Source organism: Noviherbaspirillum album (assembly GCF_035916955.1).
Classification (GTDB): domain Bacteria; phylum Pseudomonadota; class Gammaproteobacteria; order Burkholderiales; family Burkholderiaceae_D; genus Noviherbaspirillum; species Noviherbaspirillum album.
Genome location: NZ_JAWIIV010000038.1, coordinates 19,368 through 34,437 on the forward strand (window position 1 = coordinate 19,368; position 15,070 = coordinate 34,437).

Annotated in this window: 12 protein-coding genes; 6 read left to right on the forward strand and 6 right to left on the reverse strand. The window is 57.7% G+C overall.

Features of this window, described 5'->3' with window-relative positions; translation table 11 throughout:
• Window positions 1-5 precede the first annotated feature (5 nt).
• Both RY831_RS27315 and RY831_RS27320 read left to right on the forward strand, forming a co-directional pair.
• Entirely contained in the window at window positions 6-776 is a 771-nt protein-coding gene (locus tag RY831_RS27315; protein WP_326509516.1) for a copper resistance protein B, read from the forward strand.
• A gap of 481 nt (window positions 777-1,257) precedes the next feature.
• Window positions 1,258-1,812 carry a cupredoxin domain-containing protein gene (locus RY831_RS27320; RefSeq protein ID WP_326509517.1) on the forward strand — a complete coding sequence of 185 codons (555 nt, stop codon included), beginning with the start codon at window positions 1,258-1,260 and terminating at the stop codon, window positions 1,810-1,812.
• Window positions 1,813-1,939: 127 nt separating this feature from the next.
• Here RY831_RS27320 and RY831_RS27325 read toward each other — a convergent pair whose 3' ends face one another.
• Together RY831_RS27325 and RY831_RS27330 are read right to left on the reverse strand one after the other, a co-directional pair.
• Window positions 1,940-3,346, reverse strand: a complete 1,407-nt coding sequence (locus tag RY831_RS27325) for a heavy metal sensor histidine kinase (RefSeq protein ID WP_225984884.1) — start codon at window positions 3,344-3,346, stop codon at window positions 1,940-1,942.
• Complete coding sequence (locus RY831_RS27330) at window positions 3,343-4,014, reverse strand: heavy metal response regulator transcription factor (protein WP_151638642.1); 672 nt, start codon at window positions 4,012-4,014, stop codon at window positions 3,343-3,345. The genes RY831_RS27325 and RY831_RS27330 overlap by 4 nt, the downstream gene beginning before the upstream one ends.
• Before the next feature lie 999 nt (window positions 4,015-5,013).
• On the opposite strand from RY831_RS27330, the gene RY831_RS27335 reads away from it, so the two are divergent.
• Both RY831_RS27335 and RY831_RS27340 read left to right on the forward strand, forming a co-directional pair.
• A complete protein-coding gene (locus tag RY831_RS27335) occupies window positions 5,014-5,364 on the forward strand; it encodes a four-helix bundle copper-binding protein (RefSeq protein WP_496196647.1) in 351 nt (116 codons plus the stop codon).
• 547 nt (window positions 5,365-5,911) lie between these two features.
• Window positions 5,912-6,241 (forward strand): DUF4148 domain-containing protein, encoded by a 330-nt coding sequence (locus RY831_RS27340; protein ID WP_194725959.1) that lies wholly within the window; start codon window positions 5,912-5,914, stop codon window positions 6,239-6,241.
• A 357-nt stretch (window positions 6,242-6,598) separates the two neighbouring features.
• Here RY831_RS27340 and RY831_RS27345 read toward each other — a convergent pair whose 3' ends face one another.
• Entirely contained in the window at window positions 6,599-7,519 is a 921-nt protein-coding gene (locus RY831_RS27345; RefSeq protein ID WP_151638640.1) for an alpha/beta fold hydrolase, read from the reverse strand.
• A 228-nt stretch (window positions 7,520-7,747) separates the two neighbouring features.
• On the opposite strand from RY831_RS27345, the gene RY831_RS27350 reads away from it, so the two are divergent.
• Both RY831_RS27350 and cueR read left to right on the forward strand, forming a co-directional pair.
• A complete protein-coding gene (locus RY831_RS27350; protein WP_326509518.1) occupies window positions 7,748-10,132 on the forward strand; it encodes a heavy metal translocating P-type ATPase in 2,385 nt (794 codons plus the stop codon).
• 78 nt (window positions 10,133-10,210) lie between these two features.
• Window positions 10,211-10,627, forward strand: coding sequence for a Cu(I)-responsive transcriptional regulator (cueR, locus tag RY831_RS27355; RefSeq protein WP_151638653.1), 417 nt, complete (start codon window positions 10,211-10,213; stop codon window positions 10,625-10,627).
• 104 nt (window positions 10,628-10,731) lie between these two features.
• Here the strand turns inward: cueR and RY831_RS27360 are convergent, their stop codons facing one another.
• The 3 genes from RY831_RS27360 to RY831_RS27370 form a co-directional block, all read right to left on the reverse strand.
• Entirely contained in the window at window positions 10,732-11,247 is a 516-nt protein-coding gene (locus RY831_RS27360; protein WP_151638638.1) for a protein-disulfide reductase DsbD N-terminal domain-containing protein, read from the reverse strand.
• 71 nt (window positions 11,248-11,318) lie between these two features.
• Window positions 11,319-12,590, reverse strand: coding sequence for a hypothetical protein (locus tag RY831_RS27365; protein WP_225984883.1), 1,272 nt, complete (start codon window positions 12,588-12,590; stop codon window positions 11,319-11,321).
• Window positions 12,591-12,680: 90 nt separating this feature from the next.
• The gene (locus RY831_RS27370; RefSeq protein WP_151638636.1) at window positions 12,681-15,053 is read right to left on the reverse strand and encodes a heavy metal translocating P-type ATPase; all 2,373 of its coding nucleotides are present in this window, start codon (window positions 15,051-15,053) and stop codon (window positions 12,681-12,683) included.
• Window positions 15,054-15,070: the final 17 nt, after the last annotated feature.

Here is a 15,070-nt window from a genome sequence, read left to right on the forward strand (position 1 = left end):
CCCCGATGCCCATGCACGGCAACCACAACATGGCAACGCCGAGCCAACAGCAGATGCTTCGCTCGTCGACCGTCCCCTCCGCATCGCAATACAAGCGCAATCCGGATGGTTCTTACCAGATTCCGGGCTCGGAAATGGTCATGGCCGACAACGATATCTTTTATATGGTGCTGTTGGATCAGCTGGAGTATGTCAAAAGGCGCAATAGTGATGGTATCGCCTGGGATGCCGAAGGATGGGTGGGACGTGACTACGGCAGGCTTTGGCTCAAAACAGAAGGCGAGCGTATTGAAGGTAGATCGGAAGGCTCGATCGAAGCGCTTTATTCCAAGCCCATTGCCGCGTTCTGGGACGCGCAAGTCGGAGTCCGACATGACTTTGGGGAGGGGCCGAGCCGTCAATGGCTGGCCCTGGCGATCCAGGGTACCGCGCCCTACTGGTTCGATGTTGAAGGTGCGCTTTACCTGGGGTCCGCCGGCAGGGTTGGCGCACGCTTCAAGACCGACTACAGCTTCCGGCTCAGTCAAACGGCATTTCTTACCCCGGAAGTCGAAGTCAATGCCTATAACAAGTCTGATCATGCACGTGGCATCGGGAGCGGCCTGTCGGATATCCAATTCGGATTGCGTCTTCGGTACGAACTCCGTAGAGAAGTGGCTCCCTATATTGGCGTGACGTGGGGGCGCAAGCTCGGTCGAACAGCGGATTTCGCGCGCGAGGAAGGTGAATCACCCATTGAGCGCCAAGTGGTCGCAGGAGTGCGTATCTGGTTCTGACCCTAACCTCAAGACTTAATGATTATTAACGGCTTGCGCAACCTCTGTTGCGCTGGCCAGGAACGGCCTGTGTTCAGGTGTTGTCGCGGTCTTGCTGAAACTCGACCTGCGTTCAAACCGGCAGATGCAAGGTTGGTAGTCCAATTCACGTTGGTAAGCCCGATAACGAAAGCGTCGATGCGATCCACGCCGTGGCGATAGATGCCTTCGACAAAGCGAGTTGGTTGGTACAGGGGCATTGCAGGTCCAACAATCCCGAGCGTTATAAATCCAGATGGAGAACACTATGCAGATACCTTATTTGAAAACGTGTACCGCGACGGCCGTCGTCTTGCTGCTTGTCGGTTGTGCGGGCAATGCACCGCAGTCAACCGCTCAAGGTTCGTCCTCGACGTCTGCTGCCGTACGTGGGGCAGCGACGTCGGCACCAAGGCCTTCTGCCACGTCTTCCGCCGGCACTGCAAATACGAATATGCAAGGTATGAGCCACGGCACTGGCTCCATGGCGGGGATGGACCATTCATCGATGGCCAACATGAAGGGAATGGATCACTCCCAGCATATGCAAGGCGCCGGGACGGCCCAGGGCGGCAGCCAGACATCGGCCAGCAACCATTCCATGGGACACGGCAGCGGGGGGCACGGCGAATCCGCAGCGGGACGGCCTGGCACCGCAGGGCAAGTCACCCGCACCGTCAACGTCACCGCGCTTGATACCATGCGGTTTGATCCGTCAACCTTCGCTGTGAAGTCTGGCGAGACGATCCAATTTGTCGTGACGAACAAGGGAAAGGTGCCACATGAGTTTGTCGTTGGCACGGCGGAAGAGCAAAAGGAACATGAGCAAATGATGCAAAAGATGCCGGGCATGAAACACGATGACCCGAATGCCATCACGCTGGCGCCAGGGGAAACCAAGAGCCTCATCTGGCAATTCGGCCGGAGCGCCAATGTCGAAATCGGCTGCCATATCCCAGGACACTACCCGGCGGGCATGGTGAGCAAGGTCACCGTCAGCGGGGCCGGCAGCCGATAGGTTACTTCGGCCGCATCTGCAGCACGGCGTTACCACGGGCTCCTTGCCAGTATTTACCGACAGCGAGGGGGCGATGGTTCCTTGAGCGGCATCTTCCCTTCCTGGAGAGCCAGGTCATGGCGTCGGGTCAGTGCTTCACGGGAAACAATAGCGTGAACGTTGTCATTTCATTAGGGGTGCTCGACACCATCGCCTGACCACCATGGAGTTTCATGATGGAAGCGACGATGGCCAAGCCGAGCCCGGTGGAAGATGTGGATTGGCTGCGCGCCTCGTCCACCCGGTAGAACCGGTCGAACAGGCGTGGCAGGTGTTCGGCATCGATGCCTTGGCCGGGGTTACTGACGCTAATGAGGGTACTCGTTGGCTTCTGTTCCACGTGCAACGACACCGTGCCGCCGGAAGGGGTATAGCGTATCGCGTTGGAGACAAGGTTGTTGACCGCCCGGCGGAACAACGCGGGATCGGCGTTGACGGTGGCACTGCCTTCGACGTCAAGACGGACGCCAACATCTTCAGCAATACCTTCGAAATACTCGGCGATACGCTGCAGCTCCTCCTTGCCATCGAGGGCGCTACGGCTGAGCGCCACCTGCGCATTGTCGGCCCTGGCAAGAAAAAGCATGCTTTCCACCATGCGGGTCAGTCGCTCATACTCCTCCAGCCCGGAACCGAGCAAGGCAACGTATTCCTCCTCGGCCCTTGGTTTGGAAAGCGCCACCTGCGTCTGCATGGTCAGGTTGTATAACGGAGTACGCAGGTCATGGGCAAGATCGGCGGAAAACTGGGATAGCCGTTGAAAACTTTCCTGCAAACGATCGAGTACCGCATTAAAGGATTTCACGAGAGCCTGCAGCTCAGAGGGGACGGCACTCGCATCAAGGCGCTTGTCCAGGCGGCGCGCCGTAATGGAATGCGCTTGTTGCGCAACCGCTTTAACTGGTCGCAACGAACGCCGCACTACGATGAAGCCAAGCATGGCTGCGCACGCCGCGCCGGCCAGAACGGCTCCGAGAATGTCCATCAGGTACTCGCCCAGCAATTCCATGCGCTCTGACGCGGTGCGCGCAACGATGATCTGCACCTGCGTCGTTGGATCGGCAAGCCTGCCCCACGCTGATATCGTCGTCGCCACTTTCCCGGGCGCGTACCTCCATACCTGTAATGCGCTTTCCGCGGGGACGCGATCAGCGGGCACAACTTCAATGTCAGGCAGTGAAACGGCATCGTTCCGGTTGCGCATCAGTATCTGTCCATCTGCAGCGCGTAGAAACACGATCAAGCCGTCGTGGCCGGTGGCGACGTCGACGAAGCGATGCTGGTGTTCGATAATCGCGCGCACCGAGGGCGTCTCAATGAGGATATGCCGATACTGCTCGATCTTTCCAATCAGTTCATGTTCATCCCTGGACTGCAACTGAACGGCCAGCGAGCGATACAAATAGGCGCCGACGACGCTGAGCGTGAGCAAGGCTGCGGCGGCAAACAGCAATGCCAAACGCGTAGTAAGCGAATGCGGCAAAAAGCGAATCACCCACGTTCCTCCAGCACATAACCCATGCCGCGCACCGTATGGACCAGTTTGCTGGAATACGGATCGTCCACCTTCACACGTAACCGTCGTATCGCCACATCGACGACGTTGGTATCGCTATCGAAATTCATATCCCAGACTTGCGAAGCGATCAATGAACGGGAGAGAACTTCTCCTTTGCGCTTCGCCAGCAGATGCAGTAATGCAAATTCCTTGGCAGTGAGGTCGATCCTTTCGCCGGCGCGGGTCACTCGCCGCTTGAGTACGTCAATTTCCATGTCCGCAATCTTGAGAAGTTCTGCCTCGCGGATGGGACCGCGCCTGAGCAGGGTGCGGATGCGGGCAAGAAGTTCGGCAAACGCGAACGGCTTGATGAGGTAATCGTCTGCGCCGAGTTCCAGTCCCTTGACGCGGTCCTCAAGCTGGTCCTTTGCAGTCAGGAACAGCACTGGCGTTTCCTTTGTTTTACGCAGCTCCTGGATGACCTTCCAGCCATCAAGCCCCGGAAGCATGACGTCAAGCACGATGACATCGTAGGTGTTGGTCTGCGCCATATTCAGGCCATCCAACCCATTCTGTGCCAGATCGACGACAAAGCCGGACTCGGAGAGTCCTTTACGGAGGTATTCCCCGGCTTTGGTTTCGTCTTCCACTACTAGGACCCGCATGGTTCTCCCTATTCTTCGCTATCAGTTGATGCATATTTTCACCGATAAACCTCAATTTCCACATTACAAAGCTGTAATGTTCAGGCGCCAAAGAGAATGCATGCACACAGCAAGCACTTCGCCGTCATGACCGCGGCTGATATCGACCTCCTCGATATGGGAAGGAGGGGCGTTGCCGTGACTTTTTTATATGCTAGACTAAAATGATGGGCCGATTCGCCAAGATGCTATGGATATGGATGCTAATCCTTGTGCTACCTGTGCAAGCAGTAGCCTCTGCGAACAGTGTGTCTTGCGGTCCTTGGCACCACGCGGCGGCATCTATTGCAAAGAACCAACGTGCGGCGTATTCGGCTAATAAAAAGGTCACCGTGACGCTTGCTGGCCATGATGTCGGCATCGGTGCCGACAAGGTCGCCCTGCAACCTGGACAATCGCGCGACACGTCCCCCAGTCAGGATGTGCGCAGCAGTGCATGCGCTATGTGCTGCATCAGCGCTTCAGTTCTTCCAACCCGGAACTCGTGGCGTCCAGCCATTGGACATGAAGCCGCTTTCGGCGCTCATCCTATAACACTTTTCACCAGTTACATTCCAGCTCGCCTGGAGCGACCTCCACGTTCTTCCTGACCGTGAAGGTTCCATCTCGTACTCTGATCAACGGAATGCATCCAGTTGCGACAGGCTTCCTTGCTGACTCGTTGCTTGACATGCTGCCCTCCTGCATCCTGTCCCGCCGGTGTGAGTGGGCCGACAGGGCGCAGAATCGAGGTGGTTCGACCGCAGGAACAAGCTGATTGGACTTGTTCGGTAAATAAGAAGCCATCGGGGAACATGGCCGACCCAGCGAGTCTATATACATTAACCAGAGACATGGCAGATTGACCTTGTCCTTTGCATCAGGGAGAACCAAGCGTACCAACATTAACTCTTTTGGAGCAAAACCATGACTATGACTACCCAGTCTCAAACGCAGGCGAACCCGCAAATGCAGCAGCACATGATGGAATGTATCCAGAACTGTCTGGATTGCGCGCGCGCCTGTGAAATGTGTGCCGCCGAATGCATTCGAATGGACATGCCCGGTATGGCAGAGTGTATCGCTGCATGCTTGGATTGCGCCGATATTTGCTTGCTTGATGCGCGTTTGATGAGCAGAAATTCACCAATGCACTTTGACACGTGCGCTCTGTGCGCCCAGATCTGCACAACATGTGGCGATATTTGCGAGCGGATGGCCGGATCGCATCCCGGACAGAGCGCCACGATGATGCAAGAGTGTGTGGAAGCTTGCCGCCGTTGCGCTCAGTCTTGCAGTGCGATGGCATCGATGCGGACAGCGATGCATTAATGTTCCCGGGCGGGGCTATCAGTGCTCCGCTCAATTTTCAGAGAGAAGACATGTTTTACACCGGTGGGCCATTGCCTTCATCAATGTTACCAACCCTAGGCATTGTGGGTGCCCTCATCTTATTGACTGTTTTAGGCTTCTATTATTATCTGCGCCAACAGCACAAGCGGCCGAAGCCTTCGGGTCGAAAATCCAAAGCGGCTCCCGCGTCAACGTCATTGGCGATACGGAAGAAGAAAAGGTAGCGCCATCTTCGCGCCTGGACGGTTTCGCGTCAGGCACATGCCGTGTTTCCAGGCGTGGCAGCGCGACACCCGCGGTATGACGTAGTCGCCATCCCTCGTTTCCACCCTCATCACCGGTTGTTGTACCGCTCAGGTCAGCGGCTGCCCAACGATACTTCAGGAGAGGGTAGCGCAAAGCATTACGCAGTTGTAATGGGCATGTCAGACTCGCGTTGCCACCCGGCTCCTAAACTTGCACTCATGGATCGATGCAGTAAGAAAGCGATCCGGAAGTTTTCCCCCATTATCCATAGGAGTGCAAAATGAAATCGATCTCGCTGTCCGTTGCTGTTATTGTAGGTTTGCTGTCTGCTGGAATCGGCTCGACAGCTCTGGCCGACGATAAATGGATCGGCGATCAGGGCACTAACTGGCAGGAGCATATCCGTTCAACCAAATCGCGAGCACAGGTCCAGGAAGAACTCAGGCAGGCGCAGGCGCAGGGTCTCATTGGTGTCGGTGATGAACCATTCTATCCTTATCAGCCTAAGTTCGTCTCCTCGAGAAGCCGCGCGGAGGTCAGGGCCGAAGCGATTCAGGCTAATGCCAATCGGATTGGCGCTCTTGACGAGCTTTACCGCGGTGGCAATTAAGGACGACCGGCGTACCTGCTGTCAGAAAGAGCGCAGAGAGGCTCTCTTCTTCAGAAGTACTGGAGCCACTTGCACTTACGCGGGTAAGCGATTTCTGGGCTCGCTCTCTCATTGATCAAGCCAATGCCCTGCAAAGGGCTTGATCAATGAGATGACTGTTCAGCTGACGAATTTGTCAACGCGTGCTACCGCGATGGTTTGATCTTGACTGGGGACAGCTTGATCCCCCACCCCCAGCCATGTGCGCGCCAAGGCTAACGGTCGCAACCTCGGGAGCGCTGCCATGCAAGGAGGGCTTATGCCGCGCAAGACCGGACTTGACGGCAACATACCCCCGTTCCCGTTACTGACGCCTATTTATCGGGTGCTTGTGGAAGAGGACGGCTCGGCTACGGCATTGATCACATCATCCTGCAGGAATGTGCTAAGGGCTGCCACAAATTCCGCTGGCCGTTCGACCTGAGGCAAATGCCCGCATTCCGGAATCAGCACCATCCTGCCTCGCCGTAGGTGGCGCGCGGCGGCAGTGCCATGGCGGCTAGGGACAACTTGATCGTCCTCGCCCCAGACGACCAGGGTCGGAATCTCCAATTGCACTAGCAGATCCAGAAGGACCTCTCTTTGCCCGGTCAGCCCAAGCTGCCCCCGTACCGGAGCCACCACGCCCCCCATGATATGTCCTTGCTGGCGAGCCAGACGGAAGGCGTTCGAATACCAGGACAGTGGAATGCGGTGCGGCCGGGAAAAGGCAATCGATGCGAGCATCCATGTCCATTGGCTTGCCCCCCACGGCGTTGTGCACCATAGGCTGATGGTTTCCCCGACAAAGGGAAGGGCAAGCATGACCAGCAGCGGGTGTGTTTCCCGCCCGAGCGCCGCGCTGTCGGCGAGACAAAGGGCCGTAACGCGCTCCTGTGCAGCTAGCACAAATCGTAATGCAATCAGACCTCCATGCGAGCTTCCCACCAATGCCACGCGCGATAGTTCAAGCTCGTCCAGAAATGCGGCAAGGAAGTCAGAATAGTACGAAGGTGGGGTAACCGCAGAAGCGAGCTTGCCGCTTTGTGCCGCACCTGGTAGATCGATAGCATAGACGCGATGCGTACGCGCCAGCTCGGGAATGACGTGCTGCCACGTTGCCCAGTTTTCCCCTTGCCCGTGAAGAAGAATCATGGCCGGCCCGGCGCCCGCGGTGACGTAATGGACCTTCACGCCGTTGACTGTCGCCCATTCCTCCCTCATGTCCGGCTGAGGCGTACCTGAAATCGTGCCAATCATTCGATGTTTTCCCAAAATCTCGGTTAGTGTCCAGCATGGCAACAAAGTTGCAGGTTCTGAAGCGTTGCGAAGTCGGCTTTTATTAGCGAAACGGGAGCGTTCGCACAGTCGCGTGTCATCGGTCGAGAATGCGAAACAATCCTTGACCTTGCCATCGCTGGAAGGGCTATTGTTACGATAACGCCTCAGGAGAATTAGATGGATACAGTCGTAAGCAATAAGGCCGGGATGACGGATGTCACTTTCAGAATCGAAGGAATGACTTGTGCATCCTGCGTCGCACGGGTTGAGAAAGCGTTGAAAACAGTCCCGGGTGTGGAAACGGCCTCGGTAAATCTTGCAACCGAGAAAGTTACCGTACGTTCTGAGGCCGCAGTTGGGATCGATGCGCTCTCCGCTGCAGTGAAAAAAGTGGGTTACGCGGTCCCCGAAGAGGAAGTAACACTCGCAATTTCCGGCATGACCTGCGCATCGTGCGTGGCTCGTGTTGAAAAGGCGATCACGAAAGTGCCTGGAGTCACCAGTGTATCGGTCAATCTCGCCACGGAAAAGGCACAGATCAAGACGACCGGCGTGGCCATCGAAGCGCTCCTCGCCGCCGTTCAGAAGGCCGGGTATGAAGCCGCGACTCCTACCTCCGACAGGCGAGATCCTTCCCCGGCGCACGCACTTCCGGGCTGGTGGCCGGTTGCCTTGTCGTCGGCCCTGAGTCTCCCCCTCATCGCGCCGATGTTCATGCTTCCCTTCGGCAGGGACTGGATGCTGCCCGGCTGGATACAGCTTCTTCTTGCCACCCCGGTACAGTTCTGGCTCGGCGCCCGGTTCTACAAGGCCGGATGGAAGGCGCTGCTTTCACGTTCGGGCAACATGGATCTGCTTGTCGCTATTGGCACCAGCGCAGCGTATGGCCTATCGGTGTATCTGTTGTTCGCTCATGGTGACCATGGCGCCATGCAGCACTTGTACTTCGAGTCTTCCGCTGTTGTCATCACGCTTGTGCTGCTTGGAAAATGGCTGGAAGCCCGCGCCAAGCAACAGACGGTCTTTGCCTTACGTGCACTTGAATCGTTGCGCGCAACCACGGCGATGGTTCGTCGCGACGGGCTCGACGTTGAGATCCCGACCGCACAGGTTCGGGTTGGAGACAGGGTGATCGTGCGGCCGGGCGATCGTGTCCCTGTTGACGGGATTGTGGTCGAAGGCGCCAGCCACCTGGACGAGTCATTGCTCACCGGGGAAAGCCTTCCGGTAGCCAAGTCAGTCGGCGACCAGGCCACCGGCGGCGCCGTGAACGCTGACGGCTTGTTGATTTTAGAAGCGACTGCGGTGGGCGGCGCAACCATGCTGTCGCAGATCATCAAGATGGTCGAGGACGCGCAGGCGGTCAAGGCACCGATCCAGCGCCTGGTCGACAAAGTCAGCGCGGTCTTCGTACCGGTGGTTTTGCTGATTTCCGGTGTGACTTTTTTTGGCTGGGGACTACTGACCGGTGATTGGCAGCAGGCCTTGCTTAACGCCGTTGCGGTACAAGTGATTGCCTGTCCGTGTGCGCTGGGTCTGGCCACACCGACTTCGATCATGGCGGGCACTGGTATTGCAGCCAAATACGGCATCCTGATCAAGGATGCAGAGGCGCTCGAAACCGCCCATGCGGTCACCGCAGTCGCTTTCGACAAGACCGGTACGCTGACCGAAGGAAAGCCAGCCCTGGTCGCTCTTGAAGCCCGTGACGGGTCCGAGCGGGACGCTTTCGAGCATGCGTGGGCTGTGCAGCAATACAGCGATCATCCGCTTGCCAAAGCCGTTACCGCGGCTGCGGCAGACCGCGGCGTTACGTTACATGCTGCGACCGGTGCCAAGGCATTGCCGGGACGCGGCGTGCAGGCCGAGGTTGGCGGCGTGAGCGTCTACCTTGGCAATAGGCGGCTCATGCAGGAACTGGGTGTGGCGACGACCGCGATGGAAGAAATCGCTCGCTCTCATGAGGTGGCAGGCAGAACGGTCTCATGGCTTGCGGTGCGGTCCGATACCGGGATGGAAGTGGAGGGGCTGCTTGCCTTCGGAGACACATTGAAACCGTCCGCGAAACATGCAGTGGCCAGGCTCAAGGACATGGGGATTCATGCAGTGATGCTAACTGGCGATAACCCCGGTAGCGCGAGGATGGTGGCGGCGGCAGTCGGGATCAGCGAGTTTCGCGCGGAAGTGCTCCCGGCCGACAAAGCCGATGTCATCACTAACCTCAAGAGCAATGGCCGAAAGGTGGCCATGGTCGGTGACGGCATCAATGATGCGCCGGCGCTGGCCGCTGCCGACGTCGGGATTGCGATGTCGACCGGTACCGATGTGGCAATGCATACCGCGGGCATTACCCTGATGCGGGGCGACCCGGCACTGGTTGCCGACGCAATCGACGTGTCAAAACGGACTTACCGAAAGATTCAGCAAAACCTGTTCTGGGCATTCATCTATAACCTGGTCGGCATTCCGCTGGCAGCATTTGGTGTGCTGAACCCGGTGATCGCGGGGGCGGCAATGGCATTCAGTTCAGTGAGCGTCGTCAGCAACGCATTGCTGCTTCGCCGTTGGAAGCCACGATCGGCTGTGAACTGAGGGTAAAGCGACGTTACATGCTATCGGACGCGAAATTAGCCCTGTACCGTCAGGAAATCGAAACGGAGGAAGTCGATGATGAATATTGGTGAAGCCGCAAAAGCCTCGGGTGTCAGCGCCAAGCTCATCCGATATTATGAAAGCATCGAGTTGGTCCCCCCGAGCGCGCGTACCGATGCAGGCTACCGGAAGTACACAGAGCAAGATATCCAGATGCTGCGTTTTATCAAGCGGTCCCGCGACCTCGGCTTTTCCATTGAACGCATCAAATCCCTGCTCGCGCTATGGGAAGACCGTTCCCGCAAGAGTGCCGAAGTCAAGACGCTCGCGCGCCAGCATATGGCTGAACTCGACAGGGATATCGAAAAGCTGCAATCGATTCGCAACCAATTGCAGCATCTGGTCGAGCATTGCAACGGCGATCAGCGACCGGACTGCCCGATCATCGAAGATCTCGCGACCAGCCATTGCGCTCCATTGGCAATACATCATTAAGGCCGTTAGCCTTGCATCGAAGGTAGGGGCGGACAGGGGCGATGGCAAAGGCGCGAGCGGAGCCCGCGCCTGCAAGCGTTCGGTCACATGATCCTGGTAACCCGTCAGGGCAAGTTCAAGCTGATTTCCTTATCCATTGGCGGATAACATACTCCGGTTTTCTCATTACAACCCTGATACCCTGCTGCCAGCGTCAGCGATCTTGCCGCCGGCGCGCGCTCGAGCGTGATCTCGGCCTGTGTCGGTTTCTCGTAGGTTTCCATCCTTCCGAACGTTGGGTCGTTCTTCACCTTCCCGGCAGGGAGCTTGACGGATTTAATCGCAATTCCCTTTGTATTTTTGAGTGCAAAGCGAATGCGTTCGCGATAAAGATAGTAACCAGGAGCCGGTATCAGCTCGGCGATCAAGGTGGTGGGTCCCGAGGCGGTGACTTTCAGCTGAAATGCCTTGTCTGGCTCCAGCAGCGCTTCTTCCTTGGATTCAGAGAACAAGTCGCCAAGACGCTTTTGCACACCGGCCGTCAAGGATTGCTGGGCAAGGCTGTACGACGCGGGAATGAGCGTAACAGTCGAGAGGACGACAGCGTAAAGCCACCGGGTTTTAGGCAACAAGAATTTCATGGCAAGGTCATTATTAAATAGATGAGGTCCAAGGTATTGCGCTTTCGGCCAACGAACATAACGTATCTCGGCTAGCCGCAGTTATTTGTGCAGCCGGATGTCGCCTGCGCAACATCTTGATCAGGAAGACGATAGACTGGTGCGAATCCGCCCCCCGCGGTGCGGAAGTTCGTCGTTTGCCCTTGATACAGGCGTGCAGCGATCCATTGTATCTGTCCTTGATAGGCATAGCAGCGGATGTCAAATTTCAGGGATCCAGGCGCGTCCGCCGATCCCGACACGCGGTCCCCCGGTGCCATGATGTGTTGTGCGACGTAGCCGCCCGCCAGAATGTCTTGCCAGACGCGCTTGGTCAGTTTGTCACCACGGTATGCGGCCCGGCTGCCATAGCCGGCTGATGGCTTGAAAAACAGATTGCGACGGTGCGCCCATAAGCGATCCGCTTGTGCCGGGTCGATCACCTCGGTCGGAAGGATGTGCTGCAACAGCACATCCCGATCCTCCTGAGAGGCTCCCAGCTTCGTGAGACAGTCGGCGTTGCTGAACAGGGTCATGTTGCGTTTGTCTGCATAGAGCGCATGCGCCTGCGGATGCGGGGTAAGGACCACGGCGTTCGTCAGATAGGCGGTACGCAGGACCGCACTCGCCGGGTCGTCCAGCATGAAGTCGGTTAGCCGGTTATAAACAAGGTCAATCTCCAGCGCGCCATGCGTCAGCTTACCATCATGGATGCTGAGCTCCGACGGATCCGCAATCACCGCCTGGAGGCCGTTACGTGCGAACATCTTCTGGAACAGCACAAACTCGGGATACAGGTATTGCTGACGAGGGTCCTTGTCAACAATGGCAATCGTGCGCAATGGCCGTTCACGTTTAGCGATCGCCCACTCGTCAAGAAACATGCTGACGATGCGCTTTTCTAACGTGCCTGCCTGGTCGGTCGCTAATGCCATCGTCTGGTTATCGAGGCAACAGGCGTGGTGGGCACGCGCCATGACCGCGTTGAGCATTGCACCGCCGGCGTTCGTGTTAATTTCGATCACGCCGACGCTATCACCCGCAACGTGGAAGTCATAGCCGAAAAAGACGCCTTTCGCGCCACCGGGATCGTGACGTGCTATCTCCGGTGCAGTCTCAAGCACGTGTTCCCGATACGCTGGCAGGGCAACCACGGCCTCCACCGCGCGGATGACGGCGGCCATCCGCGCCGCCTGCTCCTCCGAGATGAACACAGGGCGTGCGGAGAACAGGTAAGGGCTGCGTTCCTCGACTAGAGCGGTCAGATCCGGTGACCCCAGTTCGCTGATTAAGGCTTGTTTCAGTGTGTCGGAATTGAGGCTCACGCAGAAGCAATGGCTATTTAACCGTTGACTTATCAATTGGCCGTCTCTCCAGAATAGCGCCGGGCGGCCGTGCGACCAGCCCCAAGGTAGTCATGCCTGGCTCCCAGTACCACGCAACCGCAACGCGTTGGTGATTACGGAAACTGAGCTCAAACTCATCGCAAGCGCGGCAATCATCGGAGAAAGCAACTGGCCCGTGAACGGATAGAGCAGTCCCGCTGCCAGCGGAATGCCCATCGCATTGTAAATGAATGCAAACCCCAGATTTTGGCGCATGTTTCGTACTGTGTCGACGGAGAGGCTGCGTGCCCGGGCAATCGCACGCAAGTCGCCTTTGACCAGCGTGACATGGGCACTGTTGATGGCGACGTCGGTGCCGGTTCCCATCGCGATGCCGACGTTGGACTTTGCAAGCGCCGGCGCGTCATTGATGCCGTCTCCGGCCATCGCAACCCGCTTTCCGTCGGTTTGAAACCGTTCCACCAGCGTCAGCTTGTCTTGGGGCTTGACTTCACCATAGACCTCATCAATACCGAGGCGCCGGGCCACGGATTTGGCCGTGGTGACGCCGTCCCCGGTGGCCATCACTACTTTCAAGCCGGCGGACTTCAGCACTTCCAGTGCCTCCGGCGTCGTTGCCTTGACCGGGTCGGATACCGCCAGCAAGCCGACCAACGCGCCGTTGGCGGCAAGATACATGACGCTCGCGCCTTCATTGCGTAACTCTTCGGCACGGTTACCAAGGATCTGCCAGTTGACGTTTTCCTGGTCCATCAACGCCGTATTGCCGAGGGCGATGCGCCGCCCGGCAACGATGCCGCGCACGCCGATCCCACTCGAGGATTCGAACGTCTCAGGCTTGTCCAGAGCAAGGCCGCGCCGACGGGCTTCATCGACGATCGCATGGGCTAACGGATGTTCGCTGCCCTGGTCAATACTGGCCGCAATCTGCAGCACATCGGTGTCGGTGTAACCCGGTGCAGCAGCCACCCGGTCGAAAGCGGGTTTGCCTTCGGTCAGGGTGCCGGTTTTATCGACAATGAGCGTATCGATTTTGCGCATTTCCTCGATGGCGGCCGCATCACGAAACAGGATGCCCTGCGTGGCAGCGCGTCCGGTGGATGCCATGATGGACATCGGCGTGGCCAGGCCGAGGGCACAAGGACAGGCGATGATCAGCACCGCAACGGCATTGACAAAGCCATAGACCCAGCTCGGTTCCGGGCCAAAGAGACCCCAGCCGAGCAACGTAAGGATGGCGATGCCGACCACGACAACCACAAAATAACCAGCCACGACATCGGCTAATCGCTGCATCGGCGCACGGGAACGCTGGGCATTGGCCACCATTTGCACGATCTGCGAAAGCATGGTCTGCGAACCGACCTTGTCGGCACGCATGACCAGGCTGCCGCTGGTATTGATCGTGGCGCCGATCAGCTTGTCGCCTTGCCGCTTGGTGACCGGGACAGGCTCTCCTGTGAGCATCGATTCATCAAGGGCGCTTTCCCCCTCCAGCACTTCGCCATCGACCGGGACTTTTTCCCCGGGGCGTACCCGCAACCGGTCGCCAATATGGACATGCGTCAGGGGGACGTCTTCCTCGGTGCCATCATCGAGTATCCGACGGGCGGTTTTCGGTGCGAGCCCAAGGAGTGATTTGATTGCCGCCGAGGTCTGCGAGCGTGCACGTAACTCAAGAATCTGCCCCAGCAGCGTTAGCGAAATGATGACCGCGGCCGCTTCGTAATAGACGCCGACGCGTCCGTGCATCTGGAATGTGGAGGGAAACAGGTCAGGGGCAACCGTTGCGACGACGCTGTATGCATAGGCAGCTCCGGTGCCCGTGCCGATCAGCGTCCACATGTTGGGGCTGCGGTTCGTAATCGACTGCAACCATCGCACGAAAAATGGCCAGCCCGCATAAAGAACGACCGGCGTACTGAGTGCCAGCTCAATCCAGCTTTGACCGGGCAAGCCTTGCGCAAAAATCCGATGGCCGAACATCGCCAGAACGGTGACGACAACAGTCAGCGGTAATGTCCACCAAAAGCGGCGGCGAAAGTCGACCAGTTCCGGATTGTCTTCTTCATCCAGCGACGGCATCATCGGCTCAAGTGCCATGCCGCATTTCGGGCAATTGCCAGGCGCTGGCTGCCTGATTTCCGGGTGCATCGGGCAGGTATAGATGGTACCTTCCGGCATTGCCTGCGCGGGCTCGGCTTTGACCGGATTCAGATAAGCGTCGGGGTGGGCTTTGAATTTCTCCATGCACTTGGCGCTGCAGAAATGATAAGCGGTCCCCTGGTATTCGATGGTCTTATCAGGATTCGCACCGACTTTCATTCCGCATACCGGGTCCGTGAATGGCTTGTCCGCAACGACGGCCGTGACGGCATCGTCGTGTCCATGGTGATGACCGTGATGATGATCCTGGTGCGGTCGGTCGGATTGGCGATTCATGAACCCTCCTGCGGCAT